This is a genomic window from Micromonospora echinospora, assembly GCF_014203425.1.
GTDB classification, from domain to species: Bacteria; Actinomycetota; Actinomycetes; order Mycobacteriales; family Micromonosporaceae; genus Micromonospora; species Micromonospora echinospora_A.
The window spans coordinates 4,225,820-4,243,677 of record NZ_JACHJC010000001.1; the positions used below are offsets into that span (position 1 = coordinate 4,225,820).

The 17,858-nt window shown below is 72.5% G+C and carries 20 protein-coding genes and 1 riboswitch; of the genes, 5 read left to right on the plus strand and 15 right to left on the minus strand.

Annotation, left to right across the window (positions count from 1 at the left end; all coding sequences use genetic code 11):
• Position 1: 1 nt before the first annotated feature.
• A complete protein-coding gene (locus tag FHU28_RS19610) occupies positions 2-781 on the minus strand; it encodes an endonuclease/exonuclease/phosphatase family protein (RefSeq protein WP_184685995.1) in 780 nt (259 codons plus the stop codon).
• A 174-nt stretch (positions 782-955) separates the two neighbouring features.
• On the opposite strand from FHU28_RS19610, the gene FHU28_RS19615 reads away from it, so the two are divergent.
• Positions 956-1,726 carry a sulfite exporter TauE/SafE family protein gene (locus FHU28_RS19615; protein WP_073829466.1) on the plus strand — a complete coding sequence of 257 codons (771 nt, stop codon included), beginning with the start codon at positions 956-958 and terminating at the stop codon, positions 1,724-1,726.
• On the plus strand, positions 1,711-2,514 hold the full coding sequence (locus tag FHU28_RS19620) for a GNAT family N-acetyltransferase (RefSeq protein WP_184685996.1): 804 nt from the start codon (positions 1,711-1,713) through the stop codon (positions 2,512-2,514). The genes FHU28_RS19615 and FHU28_RS19620 overlap by 16 nt, the downstream gene beginning before the upstream one ends.
• Here FHU28_RS19620 and def read toward each other — a convergent pair.
• Positions 2,494-3,003, minus strand: coding sequence for a peptide deformylase (def, locus tag FHU28_RS19625; protein ID WP_184685997.1), 510 nt, complete (start codon positions 3,001-3,003; stop codon positions 2,494-2,496). The genes FHU28_RS19620 and def overlap by 21 nt on opposite strands.
• 21 nt (positions 3,004-3,024) lie before the next feature.
• Positions 3,025-3,522 carry a MarR family winged helix-turn-helix transcriptional regulator gene (locus FHU28_RS19630; RefSeq protein WP_184685998.1) on the minus strand — a complete coding sequence of 166 codons (498 nt, stop codon included), beginning with the start codon at positions 3,520-3,522 and terminating at the stop codon, positions 3,025-3,027.
• Positions 3,523-3,569: 47 nt separating this feature from the next.
• Here FHU28_RS19630 and pip point away from each other — a divergent pair, with 47 nt between their 5' ends.
• On the plus strand, positions 3,570-4,532 hold the full coding sequence (gene pip, locus FHU28_RS19635; protein ID WP_184685999.1) for a prolyl aminopeptidase: 963 nt from the start codon (positions 3,570-3,572) through the stop codon (positions 4,530-4,532).
• A 26-nt stretch (positions 4,533-4,558) separates the two neighbouring features.
• Here the strand turns inward: pip and FHU28_RS19640 are convergent, their stop codons facing one another.
• A complete protein-coding gene (locus tag FHU28_RS19640; protein ID WP_184686000.1) occupies positions 4,559-5,752 on the minus strand; it encodes a chorismate-binding protein in 1,194 nt (397 codons plus the stop codon).
• A 123-nt stretch (positions 5,753-5,875) separates the two neighbouring features.
• Here FHU28_RS19640 and FHU28_RS19645 point away from each other — a divergent pair, with 123 nt between their 5' ends.
• A complete protein-coding gene (locus FHU28_RS19645; protein WP_013286363.1) occupies positions 5,876-6,076 on the plus strand; it encodes a DUF5999 family protein in 201 nt (66 codons plus the stop codon).
• 94 nt (positions 6,077-6,170) lie between these two features.
• On the opposite strand, the gene gcvP is transcribed toward FHU28_RS19645, so the two are convergent.
• Positions 6,171-8,993: an aminomethyl-transferring glycine dehydrogenase gene (gene gcvP / locus FHU28_RS19650; RefSeq protein ID WP_184686001.1), complete on the minus strand. Its 2,823-nt coding sequence runs from the start codon at positions 8,991-8,993 to the stop codon at positions 6,171-6,173.
• A 72-nt stretch (positions 8,994-9,065) separates the two neighbouring features.
• Positions 9,066-9,156, minus strand: a riboswitch (glycine riboswitch).
• Between the two features lie 59 nt (positions 9,157-9,215).
• Positions 9,216-10,058, minus strand: a complete 843-nt coding sequence (locus FHU28_RS19655) for an NAD-dependent protein deacetylase (RefSeq protein WP_184686002.1) — start codon at positions 10,056-10,058, stop codon at positions 9,216-9,218.
• 89 nt (positions 10,059-10,147) lie between these two features.
• Between FHU28_RS19655 and FHU28_RS19660 the strand changes: the two genes are divergently transcribed.
• Entirely contained in the window at positions 10,148-10,804 is a 657-nt protein-coding gene (locus FHU28_RS19660; RefSeq protein WP_184686003.1) for an NAD(P)H-binding protein, read from the plus strand.
• A gap of 53 nt (positions 10,805-10,857) precedes the next feature.
• On the opposite strand, the gene FHU28_RS19665 is transcribed toward FHU28_RS19660, so the two are convergent.
• The 9 genes from FHU28_RS19665 to FHU28_RS19705 form a co-directional block, all read right to left on the minus strand.
• A complete protein-coding gene (locus FHU28_RS19665; RefSeq protein ID WP_184686004.1) occupies positions 10,858-11,538 on the minus strand; it encodes a DivIVA domain-containing protein in 681 nt (226 codons plus the stop codon).
• Between the two features lie 55 nt (positions 11,539-11,593).
• Positions 11,594-12,757 (minus strand): globin domain-containing protein, encoded by a 1,164-nt coding sequence (locus tag FHU28_RS19670; protein ID WP_184686005.1) that lies wholly within the window; start codon positions 12,755-12,757, stop codon positions 11,594-11,596.
• A gap of 2 nt (positions 12,758-12,759) precedes the next feature.
• Positions 12,760-13,149, minus strand: a complete 390-nt coding sequence (locus tag FHU28_RS19675) for a group I truncated hemoglobin (RefSeq protein ID WP_184686006.1) — start codon at positions 13,147-13,149, stop codon at positions 12,760-12,762.
• A gap of 435 nt (positions 13,150-13,584) precedes the next feature.
• Positions 13,585-14,172: a MerR family transcriptional regulator gene (locus FHU28_RS19680; protein WP_184686007.1), complete on the minus strand. Its 588-nt coding sequence runs from the start codon at positions 14,170-14,172 to the stop codon at positions 13,585-13,587.
• 215 nt (positions 14,173-14,387) lie between these two features.
• Entirely contained in the window at positions 14,388-14,852 is a 465-nt protein-coding gene (locus FHU28_RS19685; RefSeq protein ID WP_043330120.1) for a bifunctional nuclease family protein, read from the minus strand.
• Between the two features lie 211 nt (positions 14,853-15,063).
• Positions 15,064-15,765 carry a transcriptional regulator FtsR gene (gene ftsR / locus FHU28_RS19690; protein ID WP_184686008.1) on the minus strand — a complete coding sequence of 234 codons (702 nt, stop codon included), beginning with the start codon at positions 15,763-15,765 and terminating at the stop codon, positions 15,064-15,066.
• Positions 15,766-15,815: 50 nt separating this feature from the next.
• Entirely contained in the window at positions 15,816-16,268 is a 453-nt protein-coding gene (gene odhI / locus FHU28_RS19695) for an oxoglutarate dehydrogenase inhibitor Odhl (RefSeq protein ID WP_030503922.1), read from the minus strand.
• A gap of 216 nt (positions 16,269-16,484) precedes the next feature.
• The gene (gcvH, locus tag FHU28_RS19700) at positions 16,485-16,865 is read right to left on the minus strand and encodes a glycine cleavage system protein GcvH (protein ID WP_043330119.1); all 381 of its coding nucleotides are present in this window, start codon (positions 16,863-16,865) and stop codon (positions 16,485-16,487) included.
• A gap of 54 nt (positions 16,866-16,919) precedes the next feature.
• Positions 16,920-17,849: a DUF881 domain-containing protein gene (locus FHU28_RS19705; protein ID WP_184686009.1), complete on the minus strand. Its 930-nt coding sequence runs from the start codon at positions 17,847-17,849 to the stop codon at positions 16,920-16,922.
• Between the last annotated feature and the right edge of the window lie 9 nt (positions 17,850-17,858).

A 17,858-nucleotide genomic window follows, 5' to 3' on the forward strand; every position in this document is an offset into this window, starting at 1 on the left:
GTCAGCCGAGGTCGACGACGAGGGGCCGGTGGTCGGAGATGGTGGCCAGCGGGGTGTGCACGGCGGTGACGGGTGGGAGCCGGTCGAGGGCGTGCCGGTCGGCGAGGATGTGGTCGAGTTGGACGCGGGGTTGCCCGGCCGGGTAGGTGGGGCGGCGGGCCAGGGGTCGCCAGCGGGTGAGCGCGGCGGCGGGTCCGGCGGGCAGGTTGAGGTCGCCGAGCAGGATCCGGGGCGCGGGCAGGGTGCGCAGGGCGCGGACGACGCGGCGTAGCTGCCAGGCGTTCCAGCCGGGGACGAAGGACAGGTGGGTGGCGGCGACGGTGAGAGGGCCGTGGGGGGTGTCGAGGACGGCGGCGAGCACGACGCGGGGTTCGTCGCGGAGCAGGATGAGGCCGCCGCCGGGGCCGGGCGCGTAGATGGGTGAGCGGACGGGGGCGGCGCGTAGCCGGGTGACCTGCCAGGAGCGGACGGGGTGGCGGCTGATCAGGCCGATGCCGTAGAGGGGTTCGCCGTGGCCGTCGTCGTCGTGGGTGAGGGGGCGGAACTGTTCGCCGGGGGTGCCGACGACGGCGGCGGCGAAGCGGTGGTGGTCGGCGTGCAGGGCGCGGGCGGCCAGGGCGGTGAGGTCGAGTTTGCCGCTGCGGCTCTGGTCGCGGTCGACTTCCTGGAGGGCGAGGACGTCGGCGTCGAGGGCGGTGACGGCGGCGGTGAGCCGGTCGGGGTCGACGAGTCCGTCGGTGAGTGATCGGCCGTGCAGCAGGTTGAAGGTGGCCAGGCGCACCTGGACACCCTACGTCGTCGTGGCAGTCTTGCCGGGTGCTGAGACTGTTGTGCTGTTCGATGCTGGTGTTCGTGGCGGTGGCTTCGGTGGGTGTGTGGTTGCGGCGTCGCCGGGGCCGGTGAGGCTGGCCACAGGTGGCCTTGTCGCTGGTGGCGGGGTGGGCAGAATGCGGCGGTGGATGCCCTGTCGTTGACGACGTTGCTGACCGCTGCCCTTGTCGCCGGGTGGGTGGACGCGGTGGTGGGTGGCGGTGGCCTGTTGTTGTTGCCGGCGTTGCTGGTGGCGGCGCCGGGTGTGCCGGTGGCGACGGCGTTGGGCACGAACAAGCTGGCGGCGATCTTCGGTACGTCGACGGCGGCGGTGACGTATGCGCGGCGGACGAAGCTGGACTGGGCGGTGGCGGGTCCGGCGGCGGGGTTGGCGGTGGTGACGGCGGGGTTGGGTGCGGCGTTGGCGGGTGCGGTGCCGGGCAGCGCGTACCGGCCGGTGGTGCTTGTGGTGCTGGTGGCGGTGGCGGTGTTCGTGCTGGCGCGGCCGTCGCTGGGTGTGGTGTCGTCGCCGCGGCGGACGCCGAGGCGGGTGGTGGTGGCGGTGGCGGTGGCCGGGTTGGGCATCGCTCTGTACGACGGGTTGATCGGGCCGGGTACGGGGACGTTCCTGGTGTTGGCGTTCACGGCGATTCTGGGTTCGGATTTCGTGCACGCGTCGGCGATGGCGAAGGTGGTCAACGCGGGGACGAATCTGGGTGCGCTTGTGGTGTTCGGGTTGACCGGGCACGTGTGGTGGGCGCTGGGTGCGGCGATGGCGGTGTGCAACGTGGTGGGGGCGGCGGTGGGCGCGCGGATGGCGTTGCGGCGGGGTGCCGGGTTCGTGCGGGTGGTGCTGCTGGTGGTGGTGCTGGCGTTGGTGGTCCGGTTGGGTTACGACCAGTGGGTGGCGGGCTGATCGCGGTGGCGGTGCGGGCGGAGCACGATCGGGCGGTTCTGGCGGGTCTGCTGGGCCGGGATCCGGTGTTGCACGCGTACCAGTTGGGTGATCTGGACGATTTCTTCTGGCCGTACACGTCGTGGTTCCGGCGTGGCGACCAGGTGGTGTTGCTGTATCACGGGGTGGAGTTGCCGACGTTGCTGGCGTTCGCGGCGCCGGATCGGGTGGCGGGGCTGGCTGGGTTGCTGGCGGAGGCGGCGCCGGTGTTGCCGGCGCGGATGTGGGCGCACCTGTCCCCCGGTCTGGAGGCGACGCTGGGCCGCTGGTTCGTGGTGTCGGAGGCGGCGGCGCATCACCGGATGGCGTTGACCGATCCGGGCCGGTTGGCGGCGGTGCCGGCGGTGGGTGAGCCGTTGGGGCCGGCGGACGCGGCGGAGCTGGCCGGGTTGTACGCGGTGGCGTATCCGGGGAACTGGTTCGACGCGCGGATGCTGGAGACGGGCCAGTACGTGGGGGTGCGCGAGCGTGGCCGGCTGGTGGCGGTGGCGGGGGTGCACGTGTTCTCGCCGCGGTGGCGGGTGGCGGCGCTGGGGAACGTGACGACGCATCCGGACGTGCGGGGTCGTGGTCTGGGCGCGGGGGTGGTGGCTGCGTTGTGTGCCCGGCTGCGCGCGTCGGTGGATCATGTGACGTTGAACGTGCGGGCGGACAACGCGGCGGCGGTGCGCCTGTACGAGCGGTTGGGGTTTTCCCGGGTGGCCGGGTTCACCGAGTGCGCGTTGACGTCAGCGGCCGCGGCTGGGTGAGTCGAACCGGCCGGCGCGGATCTCGCGCAGGGCCCGTCGGCGGGTGTCGCCGCGCAGGGTGTCGACGTAGAGGCGGCCGCGCAGGTGGTCGGTCTCGTGTTGCAGGGCACGGGCGAGGAAGCCGCTGCCGGTGATGGTGAGCGGCTCGCCGTGCTGGTCGTAGCCGTGGGCGGTGGCGTGCAGCGCGCGGGGGGTCGGGAAGTACAGGCCGGGGATGGACAGGCAGCCCTCGTCGTCGTCCTGGAGTTCGTCGGACACCTCCAGGGTTGGGTTGATCATGTGACCGCGGTGGCCGTCGGCGTCGTAGACGAACACCTGGGCGTTGACGCCGATCTGGGGTGCGGCGACGCCGGCGCGGCCGGGCGCGCCGAGCAGCGTGTCCATCAGGTCTTCGACGAGGGCGCGTAGTTCGGCGTCGAAGCTGGTGACGGGTTCGCTGGGGGTGCGCAGGACGGGGTCGCCGATGATCCGGATCGGGCGCATAGTCATGTCCGGAAGGCTATCCGTTGCTTACCGGTTTCCGGTGTCCGGTGGGGTGTCGAGCAGGCCGGTGTCGGCGATGCGGTCGCGCAGGGGGCGGCGGCGTAGCGCGTCGAGGACGGCGTACAGCTCGTCGGCGAGTGGCACCGGTAGTTCGGTGTCGAGGTGGCGCATGGCGGCGGTGGTGGCGGCCCATTCGGCTTCGACGGCGGGCAGCAGGGCGCGGGCGCGGTCGGTGAGGGTGACGATGCGGTGGCGGGCGTCGGCGCCGGGACTGAGGTCGACGAGGCCGGCGCGGCGCATCTGGGCGACGGTCTGGCTGGCGGCGGAGTGGGTGACGCCGACGCGGGTGGCGAGGTCGCGGATGGGCAGCGGCCCGTCGGCGACGAGCGCGCGCACGACTGGTGAGTAGCGGGGCCGGTAGTCGGTGAGGCCGAGCCGGTGGTGGACGGCGGCGACGTCGCCGTCGAGGACGTCCAGGACGTGGCGCAGCAGGGTGCCGAGGGCGTCGCGGTCGGGGGCGGTCACGTCCACTAATATAACAGCGCTGTTGTATCTGTCTGGGGAGGCCGCTGATGTATCCGCCGATCGAACCGTACGCGCAGGGCATGCTGGAAGCCGGCGACGGGCAGCACGTGTACTGGGAGACGTGCGGCAATCCGGACGGCCGTCCGGCGCTGGTGGTGCACGGCGGCCCCGGCTCCGGGGCGGGCGCGTCGTGGCGGCGGCTTTTCGACCCGGCCGCCTACCGGATCGTGCTGTTCGACCAGCGCGGCTGCGGGCGCAGCACTCCCCCGGCGTCGGACCCGGCCACCGACCTGTCGGTGAACACCACTGCTCATCTACTGGCCGACATGGAGCTGCTGCGCGTACACCTGGGGATCGACAGGTGGCTGCTGTGCGGCGCGTCGTGGGGGTCGTCGCTGGCGCTGGCGTACGCGCAGCACCACCCGGGTCGGGTGAGCGCGCTGGTGCTGTTCAGCGTGGTCGCCAACACCAGCCGGGAGATCGAGTGGGTGACCCGGGACATCGGGCGGGTGTTCCCGCAGGAGTGGGCGCGCTTCCGCGACGGCGTGCCCGAGGCCGACCGCGACGGTGACCTGTCCGCCGCGTACGCCCGGCTGGTCGACGACCCGGACCCGGCGGTGCGGGAGCGGGCCGCGCGCGACTGGTGCGACTGGGAGGACGTGCACGTGTCCCTGGCCGGCGGGTACGCGCCGGCTCCCCGGTTCGCCGACCCGGTGTTCCGGTACGGGTTCACCCGGCTGGTGACCCACTACTTCGCCAACCGGGGTTTCCTGCCCGACGGGCAACTGCTGCGCGACGCCGGCCGGCTCGCCGGCATCCCCGGGGTGCTGGTGCAGGGGCGGCTGGACGTCAGCGGCCCGCCGGACATCGCGTGGCTGCTGACCCGGGACTGGCCGGACGCGCGGCTGGAGATCGTGGAGTCCGGCGGTCACGGCGGCGGACACGGCATCAGCGAGCGGGTGGTGGCGGCCTTGGACGCGTTCGCCGCCACGCCCGGCCCCGCCGCCTGAGCCGCCATGGGCGGCCGGGCCGACGGTCAGGCGGCGAGCAGGGCGCGGATCGGGGCGGCCTTGGCGGCGGCCTCGGCGACCTCGGCGGCCGGGTCGCTGTCCCAGGTGATGCCGCCGCCGGCCCACAGGTGCAGCCGTCGCCCGTCCGCGGCGGCGGTGCGGATGGTCAGGCCCAGGTCGAGCCGGTCCGGCCCGACCCAGCCGAGCGCGCCCATGCCCGCGCCGCGTCCGACCGGCTCCAGCGCGGCGATGCGCGCCAGCGCGGCGCGTTTCGGGGCGCCGGTGACCGAGCCGCCGGGGCACAGCGCGCGCAGCAGGTCGGCCAGGCCGAGGCCGTCGGCGGGCGCCGCGGACACCGTGGACTCCGCCTGCCACAGGTCACACCAGCGGCGTACGGCGAACAGCTCGTCGACGCGCACCGAGCCGGTACGGGCCACCTGGGCGAGGTCGTTGCGTTCCAGGTCGACGATCATGACGTGTTCGGCGCGTTCCTTGGCCGAGGCGAGCAGGTCGCGGCGCCCGGCGGGGGTGGCCGGGCGGGTGCCCTTGATCGGGCGGGTGACCAGCCGGCCGCGCTCGACCGCGACGAGGGTCTCCGGGGAGGCGCAGCCGAGCGCCCAGCCGGGGCCGTGCAGGGTGCCGCCGTAGCGGGCGCCGGGCAGCGCGGCGAGGCGGGCCAGCGTCGGCAGCGGGTCGCCGGTGTACGCGGCGGCGGCGTGCCCGACGAGGTTGGTCTGGTAGACGTCGCCGCGGGCGATGGCGGCGCGGACCGCGTCGACGGCGGCGGCGTGCGCGGCCGGGGTCCAGCTGTCCCGCCACGGCCCGAGCCGCCATCGCGCGAGGGCCGGGCGCAAGGGCGGCGCGGGCCGGTCGGTGTGGTGGTAGACGACCACGACCAGGTCGGGCAGCGTCGGCGCGGGGCTCGGCGCGCCGGGCGACACGCCGAGCGCGTACGCGCCGGCGGCGGCGGACAGGTACAGCGCCGCGCCGCACACCGCGGCATCCGGGTCGTGGCGGCCGGGGCGGGACAGGTCGTCACGGGTGATGCCGTGCGCGGCGAGGAAGCGTTGTGCCAGGTCGGCGGGGTCGCCGCCGTCGCCGATCGACCAGTGCAGGCGGGCTGTCTCGATCAGCCGGCGGCGGCATCCGGGCGGCGCGCCGGGAACATCGACCTCCACCTGTGGGAGCGCTTCCACGACGTCCGGGCCCTTACGGGTCATCCGTTCAGCCCATTCTGGGTGAACAAGACACATCCTTGCTCGTTGCCGCTCAGTTTTCCTTGGTACTGTGCGTCACTGGTCATGTGAACCATGACACAGTGCCCCCACAGTCCGGAGAACCCGATGTGTCAGCACCAGCCCACCTGCCCCTCCGCCGACGCGACCGACCGTGAGGCCGCCCGCGTCCTTGCCTGCTTCCCTGAGCAGGGCTGGAGCCTGCTCTGCAACGGCGTCATCGTCTTCGAGGACACCGGTGAGCTGCTCCCCGACGGGCGCACCATCGCCCCGCACCGGGGTCCGGCCCGCCACGCCCTCGTCGCCTGAGCGATCACGCAGCGTCAGTGAGCGTACGCGCCGGCCCTGACCGGCCGGCGCCCCGGCCGGGGCGGCGACAGTCCACCGCCCCGGCGTCAGCCGCTCAGTCCTCGAACGCCTCCGGCGCGGGGCACGAGCAGACCAGGTTCCGGTCGCCGTACGCGCCGTCGACGCGCCGCACCGGAGGCCAGTACCGGCCCGCCCGCTCCACCCCCGCCGGGTAGGCGCCCACCGACCGCGGGTACGGGTGCGGCCACTCGTCGGCGGACACCATCGCCGCAGTGTGCGGCGCGTTGGACAGCGGGTTGTCCCCCGCCGGCCACTCCCCCGAGCCGACCTCGTCGATCTCCGCCCGGATCGCGATCATCGCGTCGCAGAAGCGGTCCAGCTCGGCCAGGTCCTCGCTCTCGGTCGGCTCCACCATCAACGTCCCGGCCACCGGGAACGACATGGTCGGCGCGTGGAAGCCGTAGTCGATCAGCCGCTTCGCCACGTCGTCCACGCTCACACCGGTGGCCTTGGTCAGCGGACGCAGGTCCAGGATGCACTCGTGCGCGACCAGGCCCTTGTTGCCGGCGTACAGCACCGGGAAGTGCGCGCGCAGCCGCGCCGCCACGTAGTTCGCCGCCAGGACCGCCACGCCGGTGGCGCGGGCCAGCCCGTCGGCGCCCATCATCCGCAGGTACGCCCACGGGATCGGCAGGATCCCCGCCGACCCGTGATTCGCCGCCGAGATCGCCGGCCGACCGTCGGCGCGCGCACCGAGCGGGTCACCGGGCAGGAACGGCGCCAGATGCGAACGCACCGCCACCGGCCCGACGCCGGGGCCGCCGCCGCCGTGCGGAATGCAGAACGTCTTGTGCAGGTTCAGGTGCGACACGTCCGCCCCGAACCGGCCCGGCTTGGCGAACCCGACCAGCGCGTTGAGGTTCGCGCCGTCGACGTACACCTGACCGCCGGCGTCGTGGACCTTCGCGCACAACTGGGCGATGCCGGTCTCGTACACGCCGTGCGTCGACGGGTACGTCACCATGATCGCGGCGAGCGCGTCCCGGTGCTTGTCGATCTTCGCGTCGAGGTCGACCAGGTCGACGTTGCCGTCGGCGTCGCAGCCGACCACCACGACCCGCATGCCGGCCATGACCGCCGACGCGGCGTTCGTGCCGTGCGCCGACGACGGAATCAGGCACACGTCGCGGTGGGCCTCGCCGCGCTCGCGGTGGTAGGCGCGGATCGCCAGCAGCCCGGCCAGCTCACCCTGCGACCCGGCGTTGGGCTGCACGCTGACCGCGTCGTAGCCGGTGACCTCGGCCAGCCAGCCCTCCAGCTGCGCGATCAGCTCCCGGTACCCGGCGGTCTGCTCGTCCGGCGCGAACGGGTGCAGGTGCGCGAACTCCGGCCAGGTGATCGGCTCCATCTCGGTGGTGGCGTTGAGCTTCATCGTGCACGACCCCAGCGGGATCATGCCGCGGTCCAGCGCGTAGTCGAAGTCGGCCAGGCGGCGCAGGTAACGCAGCATCGCCGTCTCCGAGTGGTGGCTGTGGAACACCGGGTGGGTGAGGAAGCCCGACGTGCGCGCCAGGCCGTCCGGCAGGCCTGCGTCGACGTCGCCGTCGAACCCGTCGACGCCGAACGCCGCCCACACCGCCCGCAGGTGTGCGCCGGTGGTGGTCTCGTCGCAGGAGATGCCGACCCGGTCGGCGTCGACCAGCCGCAGGTTCACGTTGCGCTCCGCCGCGGCCGCCACCACGTCGGCGGCGCGACCCGGCACGACAGCGGTGACGGTGTCGAAGAACGGCACGTCGGCCACGTCGACGCCGCCGGCGCGCAGCCCGGCCGCGAGCCGCGCCGCCGCCTCGTGGGTACGCCGGGCGATGGCCCGCAGCCCGTCCGGGCCGTGGTAGACGGCGTACATGCCGGCCATCACGGCGAGGAGCACCTGCGCGGTGCAGATGTTGCTGGTCGCCTTCTCCCGGCGGATGTGCTGCTCGCGGGTCTGCAACGCCAGCCGGTACGCCGGGTTGCCGTCGGCGTCGCGGGACACCCCGACGAGGCGGCCGGGCAGCATCCGCTCCAGACCCGAACGCACCGCCAGGTAACCGGCGTGCGGCCCACCGAAGCCCATCGGTACGCCGAACCGCTGCGTGGTGCCGGCGGCGATGTCGGCGCCGATCTCGCCCGGCGGGCGCAGCAGCGTCAACGCCAGCAGGTCCGCCGCGACTGTCACCAGCGCGCCTGCCCCGTGCGCCGCCTCGACCAGCGCCCGGTGGTCGCGGACCGCCCCGGACGCGCCCGGGTACTGCAGGTGCAGCCCGAAGAACTCCGCCGGCAGCTCGTCGCGCTCGACGTCGACCACGCGCACGTCGATGCCGAGCGGCTCGGCGCGGCTGGTGATCACCGCGACGGTCTGCGGCAGCGCGTCGGCGTCCACCACGTACACCGGGCTCTTGCTCTTGGATGCCCGGCGCGCGAGGGTCATGGCCTCGGCCGCGGCGGTGCCCTCGTCGAGCATCGACGCGTTCGCGGTGGCCAGCCCGGTCAGGTCGGTGACCATGGTCTGGAAGTTCAGCAGCGCCTCCAGCCGGCCCTGGCTGATCTCCGGCTGGTACGGCGTGTACGCGGTGTACCAGGCGGGGTTCTCCAGCACGTTGCGGCGGATCACCGCCGGGGTGTGCGTGCCGTGGTAACCCAGGCCGATCATGGACACGGCGACGGTGTTGCGGGCGGCCAGGGCGCGCAGCTCGGCGATCGCCTCCCGCTCACTCGCCGGCGCCGGCAGGTCCAGCGTGCCGTGCCAGCGGATCACCTCGGGGATCGCGGCGTCCATCAGCTCGTCGACGGAGCTGTACCCCACGGCCTCCAGCATCCGGCGCTCGTCGTCGCGGCCGGGGCCGATGTGCCGGTCGGCGAACTGCTCTGCGGTCATGCGCTGCGCTCCTTGTGGGGCGAGGTCGACGGATCGGCCTCCCCCTGAGTCGCGCTGACGCGCTCCACAGCGCCTGCCCACGTGGTCCTTTTGCCTGAGAGGTTCCGGGGAGAATCTGCCCCTTCGGCGCCGTCGGGTCGACGGTCTCTCCCACGTGGGTGGTACCGGCACCCCCAACGCTACCAGCGGCCGCGTTTCCGGCTCATGTCCCAGGGTTGTTGATCACACCGGCGCCGGGGCCGCCGCGCACCGGTCGGCCAGCGCGCTCAGGGTGGCGCCCAGCGGCGCGTCCAGGCGCAGCGTCGCGTACCCGTCGCCGCGGGTGACGCCCTGGTTGACGATCGCCACCGGGATGCCGTGACGGGCCGCGCGCAGCACGAACCGCCGCCCCGACATCACCGTCAACGACGAGCCGAGCACCAGCAACGCCCGGGCCCGCTCCACGAGCGCGAAACAGTCCGCGACCCGCGGCGCGGGCACCGTCTCGCCGAAGAACACCACATCCGGTTTCAGCATGCCGGTGCCGCAGAGGCCGCAGTCGACGATGCGGAACCCGGTCACCGCCTCGTCGGGCAGGTCCACGTCGCCGTCGGGGTTGACGTGCGCCACCTGAGCGTCGAAGCCCGGATTCGCCTCGGACAGGCGCCGGTGCAGCTCCTCGCGGCCGGTGGCGTTGCCGCAGTCCAGGCACGTCACCTCGTCGAGACGCCCGTGCAACTCGATCACCCCGGTCGCGCCGGCCGCGGTGTGCAGCCCGTCGACGTTCTGGGTGATGATCCCGCCGAGCAGTCCGGCGTCCTGCAACCGGGCCACCGCCCGGTGCCCGTCGTTCGGCGCCGCCCGCGCGATCGTCTGCCAGCCCAGATGGCTGCGAGCCCAGTACCGCCGCCGCGCCAACGGATCCCGGGTGAACACCTGGTACGTCATCGGGGTGTGCCGGCGCGCCGCGCCGCTGGGCCCCCGGTAGTCCGGGATGCCCGACTCGGTGGACAGGCCCGCGCCGCTGAGCACCACCACGTCCCCGGCGGCCACCAGCCGCGTCAACGCCTCGAACGCCTCACTCACCCGTCCATGGTCCCTCGCCGACCCCCGTACCTCCCACCCGCTCACCCGGTCGCCCGGCGGGGCGCGCCGGACCGGGCTACGTTGATCGCATGCGCGTCGTCATCGCCGGAGGACACGGAAAGATCGCCAAACTGCTGGAGCGGGAACTGGCCGGACGCGGCGACACCGCGCTCGGACTCATCCGCAACCCCGACCACGCCGCCGCGCTGCGCGCCGCCGGCGCCGAACCGGTCGTCTGCGACCTGGAACACACAGACGTCGACACCCTCGCCGCGCACCTGGCCGGCGCCGACGCCGTCGTGTTCGCCGCCGGCGCCGGACCGGGCAGCGGCGCCGCCCGCAAGGACACCGTCGACCGCGGCGCCGCGGTGCTGCTCGCCGACGCCGCCGTACGCGCCGGAGTCCGCCGCTACCTGCTGGTCTCCTCCATGGGCGTGGACGACGCGCCAACCGAAGGCACCGACGAGGTGTGGGCGGCGTACCTGCGGGCCAAGAAAGCCGCCGAGGACGACGTCACCGGCCGGGACCTCGACGTGACGGTCCTGCGGCCCGGCCGGCTCACCGACGACGAACCCGAAGGCCGCATCACGCTGGCCCGGCACGCCGGCGGCGGCGCGATCAGCCGCGCCGACGTGGCCCGCGTGCTGCTGGCCCTGCTCTACGCCCCCGGCACCGCCGGGCACACCCTCGAACTCGTCGGCGGCGACACCCCCATCGCCGACGCGATCAAAGCCGTCACCGACTGACCCACCGGACCCGCACCGCCCGGCCCGCCCGCGCGGCAGGCCGGGCGGTACGGTCACCGCTGGTGGCGAGGCAACGCCGGCTGCGGCGCGCCGCCACCAGCCGGCGGCAGCTCCCGGGAGATCCGCTCCATCGTGCGCGCCAACTGCTCACTGCCGTCGTCGAGATGCCGGGCCGCCGCCTGCATGTGGGAGATCATCATCTCGCCGAAGATCCGCAGCGCCTCCCGCGTCGCCACCGAGTCGTCGAAGCTGCCACCGGCGGCGCTGCGGTACTCCGCCACCGCCCGCTCGGCCTCCTGCTTCGCCTCCTCCGCCGCCGCCCGCATGTAGCTCTCGTACTGCGTACGGGCGTACTCGGCCACCCGGCGCGCGTAGTCGTGCGCCTGCGCGATGATCTGCTCGGCCTCCCGCTGCGCCGCCGACAGCAGGTTGACCTCCTTCGCCGCCGGCGCCGCCACCTTCTCCGCGCTCGGGATCACCCCGTGCCGGTGCAGCTCCAAATGGTCGTTGAGCCGCTCGTTCTCCGCCCGCAGGTCCCCCGCCTGCGCCGCCAGCAGATCCAGCTCGTCGGCCACCTGCAACCGGAACCGGTCCACGTCGGCCGGGTCGTACCCGCGCCGGGTGAACGCCGCCGACCCGAACTCCCACCGGCGCACCCGGTCCGCGGTCAGCCGCACCTGCACCGGACCCGACACGTGCTGCGCGTCATAGCTGCTGATCGGGCTCGCGCTCACCGGATCACCTCTGTTCGCGACTGCGGGGCTCGCAACACCGGCTCACTCCTCGCGCTCACCGGATCACCTCAGTTCCCTCGGAACCGGCCGTCCGCCAGGACGGGCCGTACCAGTGCTTGCCGAAACCCTCGTGGTGCACCTGGCCCGGCTGGTAACCGGCCGCGACCAGCGCCGCCACCGAGTCACCGACCATCTCGTCGGACCCGCACACGTACACGTGCCTCGACCGCCAGTCCCCGTCGGCCAGCACCCGGTCGGCCAGCCGCACCATCTCCCCCGGCCGCTGCGGATCCGTTCCGGCCACGTACGACACCCGCAGCCACGGATGCGTCGCCGCCAACTTGTCGATCGCCTCGCTGTCGTAGAACTCCGTCCGCGACCGGGCCCCCACATACAGATCGACCCGCCGGCCCGAACCCTCCGCCGCGACCTGCTCCACCAGCGCCTTCACCGGCGCCCAGCCGGTGCCCGCGGCCAACAGCAGCAGATCCGACGACCCCGCCTGCCACAGCGTCAACCGGTCACCCACCGGCGACGCCAGATGGATCCGGTCACCGGCCGCGCACCCGTACACCAGACGCGAGGACACCACACCACCCGGCGCGGCCCGCACATGCAGCTCCACCGTGCCGTCCGGACGCGGCGCGTTCGCCGGCGAGTAGTACCGCCACGACCGCACCGCCGGATGCGACACCCCGATCGACTGCCCCGGCGCGAACGGCAGCAGATACTGCGGGCGGACCGTCAGCACCGCCACGTCGAACGTGCGCTGCTCATGCGACAGCACCTCAGCCACCCACCACGGCGGCGAATGCGACTCTGCCGCCTGCGCGCCGTCGGTCATCACCTGGGCCACCAGGCCGTACGCCGCGGTCCAGTCGGCGGCCAGCTCCTCGGTCCACGCCTCGCCGCAGAAATGCCGCAACGTCGCCAGCAGCGCCTCGCCCACCGCCGGATAGTGCTCGGCGCGCACCGCGAACTTCCGGTGATCCGCGCCCAGGTCCCGCAGGAACCCGACCAGCCGGTCCACCTGGTCCACGTGGGACACCACGTGCCCCAGCGCCGCCACCAGACGATCCCGCTGCCCGGCCATGTTCGTCGGGAACATCTGCCGGGTCTCCGGATGCGCCAGGAACAGCGTCGAATAGAAGTAGAGCGGCACCTGGTCGCCGTGCGCGGCGACCAGGGACCAACTCTGCTTCAGCCGTGCCGCGTCCACGCTCAGGCATCCCCCGCCGACACGACCTGATCGCGCACCTGACCCAGCACGACCTGCACGTCGGAGATCACGTCGGCCGGCACGCCCAGCTCCACGAGCGTCGCCGTCAAGTGCTCACCGACCTTCGCGTAGTGCTCACCCGGAATGTTCAGCGGCTGGTGCGCCTCGGCCAGCCCACGGCCGGCGTACTCGTTCGGCCCACCCAGCACCACCGTCAGCATCAACGCCAGGTGCCGCCGCTGCTCCACCATGTCCACCTCGGTGAAGTAGCCCGCGAGATCCGGATCGGCCAGCACCTTGTCGTAGAACAACTCCACAGCGGCCTTCACCGCCGCCGCGCCGCCGATGCGCTCGTAGTGGGAGATCGGGGTGGTCTCGCTCGTCACCGTCATGCTCGGTCCTTCCACCAGGGGTCCGCGGGCAGCGCCGCGTCAGGGGCTTGCCGTCCGGCGCGGCGTCACGCAGCGTTCCACCGTGACGCCGACACGCCGACGACCGGAACGGACGATAGCGCGCCCGCCACCAGGCTTGACGCCGCCCCTGTCTTAATCCCGAGAACCGTCAACTACGGACAGTCAACAACCGCGGCGAATCCGATGAACACACCGCAGCCAGCTCAACACCCCTGGTGAACCCGCGACGCGTACGGTCCCTTTCGGACATCGCGCACCGACCCGCCGCGACCTGCGGATACACCGACCGGGCCGCGCCCACCCAGCGGACCGGACCCGCCCGGCCACCACACAGCACACCCCGTCACCAAAACACGAATCGCGCCGCACCCTTTTCGGGCGCGGCGCGATCTCGTCAACGAGACGCGACGCAGGTCACCCGGCTCGGCGCCGCGCCCGGCGCGCCGCCAGCTCGTCACCCACCGCATCCGACTCCGGCTCCGCTACCGGCGCAACCGGCTCCTGCCCACCCACCGGCTCCCCCGGCAGATGCGACAACGAACCCTGGATCTCCTTGAACGCCCCGCCGATCGCGATGCCGAACACGCCCTGGCCGCCCTGCAACAGGTCGACGACCTCCTCCGGCGACCGGCACTCGTACACAGTCGTCCCGTCGGAGATCAACGTGATGCCCGCCAGATCATCCACCCCACGCGACCGCAACGCCTCGATCGCCTTGCGGATGTTCTGCAACGACACCCCGGCGTCCAACAGCCGCTTCACGACCTTCAACACCACCAGGTCGCGGAACGAGTACAACCTCGACGTCCCCGAACCCGAAGCGTCCCGCACACTCGGCACCACGAGCGCCGTACGCGCCCAGTAGTCCAACTGCCGGTAACTGATGCCCACCGCCGAACACGCGGTCACACCCCGATAGCCGACCTCACCGTCACCGACCGACTCAGGCCCCACACCCGCCTGCTGCTCCGCACCCGGACCAGGATCCCGCGGCTCGTGCATCCGGACCAACCTCCCCGCGCCCGTGGCGGTGCCGCGCCGACTCCCCGTCACGAGCACCCCTCGACACGGCAACCCTATCGCCGCCGCCCGTCCTTCACCCGCAGGAGACACCGCGACACGCCGCGCGACCGCCCCGCAACACCACACACGGCGGCCAGCCGTCACCCACAGTGACAACCGCCGCCGCCGACCCCGGCCACCCGGCCGGGAACACCTCAACCCGCGAAGTCCTCCGGACGCACCTGGTCCAGGAACTCCCGGAACTTCTCCACCTCGTCCTCCTGCTCGTCCGGGATCACGATCCCCGCCTCGCCGAGGACCTGTTCCGCACAACGAATCGGAGCGCCGACCCGCAACGCCAACGCGATCGAGTCACTCGGCCGCGCCGACACCCGCACCCCGTCACCCAGCAGCAGATCCGCGTAGAACACGTTGTCCTTCAACTCGGTGATCTCCACCGCCCGCAACGGCGCCTGCAACGCCGCCAGCACATCCCGCAGAAGATCATGCGTCAACGGCCGGGCCGGCTTGACCCCCTGCTGCTCGTAAGCGATCGCCGTCGCCTCGACCGCGCCGATCCAGATCGGCAGATAGCGGTCCCCTTCGACCTCCCGCAGCAGGACGATCGGCTGGTTGCTGGGCAACTCCACCCGAACTCCGACCACGCTCAGCTCGCGCACCGCCGCCTCCGTGTCGTCGTCACCATGCACCGCGCCCTTCCCTGCACGGTACACGGACCAGGACACGGGGGTCCCACACGCTACGTGCACCACGCCTCGCCGGAGGGGCTTACCCCGGCAAGCCTACGACACGCTCCTCCGGCCAGATCTTTCCGCGCCACCCACGACGAAGGGCCGGGCGTCCACGACACCCGGCCCTTCACCGACGACCTCACCGGCCCAACGTCGACCGCAGCCCCACCCGCACCAACGCCGCGTGCAACCGCTGCGACAACGCCACCAGCTCCCGCGCCGTCTCCGCCGCACGAGCCCGCGCCGCCGGATCACTCTGCCGCGCCAACGGCGCCACCAACTGCGCGAACAGACCGGCCTCACGATCCGCCGCCGACCGGTACGCCCGCAGGTGCCGAGGCTCCAACCCGTACGCCGCCAGACCCGCCACCGCACTCGCGATGATCAACGCGTCCGCGTCGTACCACCCCGGCGGATCCGACACCAGCACGCCCAGCCGCTCCAACTCCGCAAGCGTCGACTCGTCCACGCCACTACGAGCGATCAGCCCCGCCCGGTCCAGCCGCACCTCCGACGACTCGACCGAATCCACCGGCTCCCGGCCCGGCACCTCACCACCCGGACCCACAGCCACCAGATTCGGCCGCCCCCGCCCCGGCGACGGACCAGACCCGTCCCACTGGGCCAACTGCTCCCGGATCACCCGCAACGGCAGATACTGATCCCGCTGCGCGGTCAACACGAACCGCAGCCGCGCCACATCGTCCCAGCCGTACTTCCGATAACCCGCCGGCGTCCGCTGCGGCTCCACCAGGCCCTCGGCCTCCAGGAACCGCAACTTCGAGATCGTGACGTCCGGAAACTCCGGCCGCAACTGCGCCAGCACCTCGCCGATACTCATCAGCGCAGGCGCCCGCCCAGCCCCGGACGGCGTCGAAGCCGCAGGCTCGTTCACCCCCGGCCGGCCTCACCCTCCGGGCGCGGACCGGCGATGAACACCACCCGGAACTTGCCGATCTGCACCTCGTCACCGTTGCTCAACGTCGCCGCCTCGACCCGCTCACGATTCACGTACGTGCCGTTCAGGCTGCCCACATCCCGCACCGTGAAAGTCCCACCGTCCCGGTGGAACTCCGCGTGCCGACGCGACACCGTCACGTCGTCGAGGAAGATGTCACTGTCCGGGTGCCGCCCACTCGTCGTCACGTCGTGATCCAACAGGAACCGGGCGCCCGCGTTCGGACCCCGGCGAACCACCAGCAACGCCATACCCGGCGGCAAAGAACCGGACATCCGGCTCGGCACCACATCGGTGTCCGGCCCTTCCAGCACTTCGTCGAGCGAACCGAGATTGAGCGTCGAAGTGACGTCGAGCGGGGGGAACTCGTCGTCTGGGCGCGTCATGGGACCACCTCACGGATCTGTTCGGTCGGCGTCAGGAAATGGCGGGACTGGCCGCCGGGCAACACCACACCCGGCGGCTGGCTCCCCGTGCCCGGGAAGGCGCATTCCGCAACGCTCAAACTATTGGTTCTCGGTCGACTGGGCGAGCCTAGCCAGCGCCGAAATGCAGGGCAACCGGACGCGCGGAACCTCGCCGCCGCCCGGAACAGCACGAACTCAGCTCTCGGTGAGCTCGCGGTACGCATCAGCGGTCAACAACCCCTCGACCGCCGCCGGATCATCCGGAGTGATCTCCACCAACCACCCCGCACCGTACGGATCCGTGTTGATCACCTCAGGGGTGTCGGCCAACGCCTCGTTGCGCGCCGCCACCGTGCCGCTCAGCGGCGCGTAGATCTCCGACACACTCTTCGTCGACTCGATCTCGCCCAGCGACTCGCCCGCCGCCACCACCGAACCGGAGTCCGGCAGCTGCACGAACACGATGTCGCCCAGAGCGTCCTGCGCGAAGTGCGTGATACCGACGCGGACGACACCACCGTCACCACCGACCACCCACTCGTGCTCGGCGGTGTACCGCAGATCCTCAGGAATCACCAACTGCGTCCTTCGTCATCGGTGCACCGGAGAAACCGGCGCGGCCGCGACCGGTCAGGAAACCGGCCGGGCGTGGTCCAGCTTGATCGGCGCGTGCAGCTGCGAAACCTCCACAACCTCACGATCCTCGGAGGTCACGTTACCGCCGCCGTCCCGCACCGATGCGACCACCCCGCCAGGAATGTTCAACGCCGTACGCATCGTCGCCGGATCCCCGATCACCATGATCGTAAACGGACCCGTCAGCCGCCGCCCGTCCACCACCAGAGCACCGTCGGCACCGTCCACGAAATACGTCGATGCGATGATCCGCGCCGCCGAACCATCAGCGCCCTGGATCTGCATCGCCTCCGCGCCCGCACCCCGCAGCTCCTGCACCGCGTCCAGGATCCGCGTCGACGACACCGCCTTCGCCGGCCCCGAGAACCGCACCTCCAGCCCCGGACCCACAGCCGGCAACGTACCCGCCAGGATGCCCAGCTCGTCCGCCCGCCGCGTCGCCTCCTCCAACGCCGCCTGCCGGCCCTGCTCACCCGAGCGCAACTGCCGCTGGCTCTCCTCCAACGCCTCGATGTCCTGACGCAGCCGCCGCTCCCGCGAATCCAGATCCGACGAGATCCGCACCAGGTCCTCCTCCCGCGTCGCCGCGAGCGTCGGATCCGTCGACGTCGTCTTCAACTGCACCACGAGCGTGAAACCCAGCAACGCCAGCAGCACCGCGATCATCAGACCCGCCGAGGAGAACCGCCGCGCCCGCGACGGCTGCGCCACCGCACCCGGCTCCGGCTCGGACTCCGGCACCGCCTCCCGCTCCGCGGGATCCTCGTCCGGCGCCGGCTCCGGCTCCACCGGCGCCAACGGGCTCAACTCATCCGGATCGGGCGCGTCCGGGCGCGGATCCGGCTCACCCGCCGGACCCGACGGCCGCTCCGGCTCCACCGGACGCGGCCACCCCGTCCCCGTCTCCCTGTGTTCCTCACTCATCGCCACAAA

Excerpts from the sequence above, each read along its gene's own strand:
- FHU28_RS19660 (WP_184686003.1), top strand. The coding sequence starts at position 10,148 with ATGCGCGTCGTCATCGCCGGAGGACACGGAAAGATCGCCAAACTGCTG.
- FHU28_RS19640 (WP_184686000.1), bottom strand. The coding sequence starts at position 5,752 with ATGACCCGTAAGGGCCCGGACGTCGTGGAAGCGCTCCCACAGGTGGAG.
- FHU28_RS19675 (WP_184686006.1), bottom strand. The coding sequence starts at position 13,149 with ATGACGGTGACGAGCGAGACCACCCCGATCTCCCACTACGAGCGCATC.
- odhI (WP_030503922.1), bottom strand. The coding sequence starts at position 16,268 with ATGACGCGCCCAGACGACGAGTTCCCCCCGCTCGACGTCACTTCGACG.
- ftsR (WP_184686008.1), bottom strand. The coding sequence starts at position 15,765 with ATGAGTATCGGCGAGGTGCTGGCGCAGTTGCGGCCGGAGTTTCCGGAC.
- gcvP (WP_184686001.1), bottom strand. The coding sequence starts at position 8,993 with ATGACCGCAGAGCAGTTCGCCGACCGGCACATCGGCCCCGGCCGCGAC.
- FHU28_RS19680 (WP_184686007.1), bottom strand. The coding sequence starts at position 14,172 with ATGCACGAGCCGCGGGATCCTGGTCCGGGTGCGGAGCAGCAGGCGGGT.
- FHU28_RS19645 (WP_013286363.1), top strand. The coding sequence starts at position 5,876 with ATGTGTCAGCACCAGCCCACCTGCCCCTCCGCCGACGCGACCGACCGT.
- def (WP_184685997.1), bottom strand. The coding sequence starts at position 3,003 with ATGACTATGCGCCCGATCCGGATCATCGGCGACCCCGTCCTGCGCACC.
- FHU28_RS19705 (WP_184686009.1), bottom strand. The coding sequence starts at position 17,849 with ATGAGTGAGGAACACAGGGAGACGGGGACGGGGTGGCCGCGTCCGGTG.
- pip (WP_184685999.1), top strand. The coding sequence starts at position 3,570 with ATGTATCCGCCGATCGAACCGTACGCGCAGGGCATGCTGGAAGCCGGC.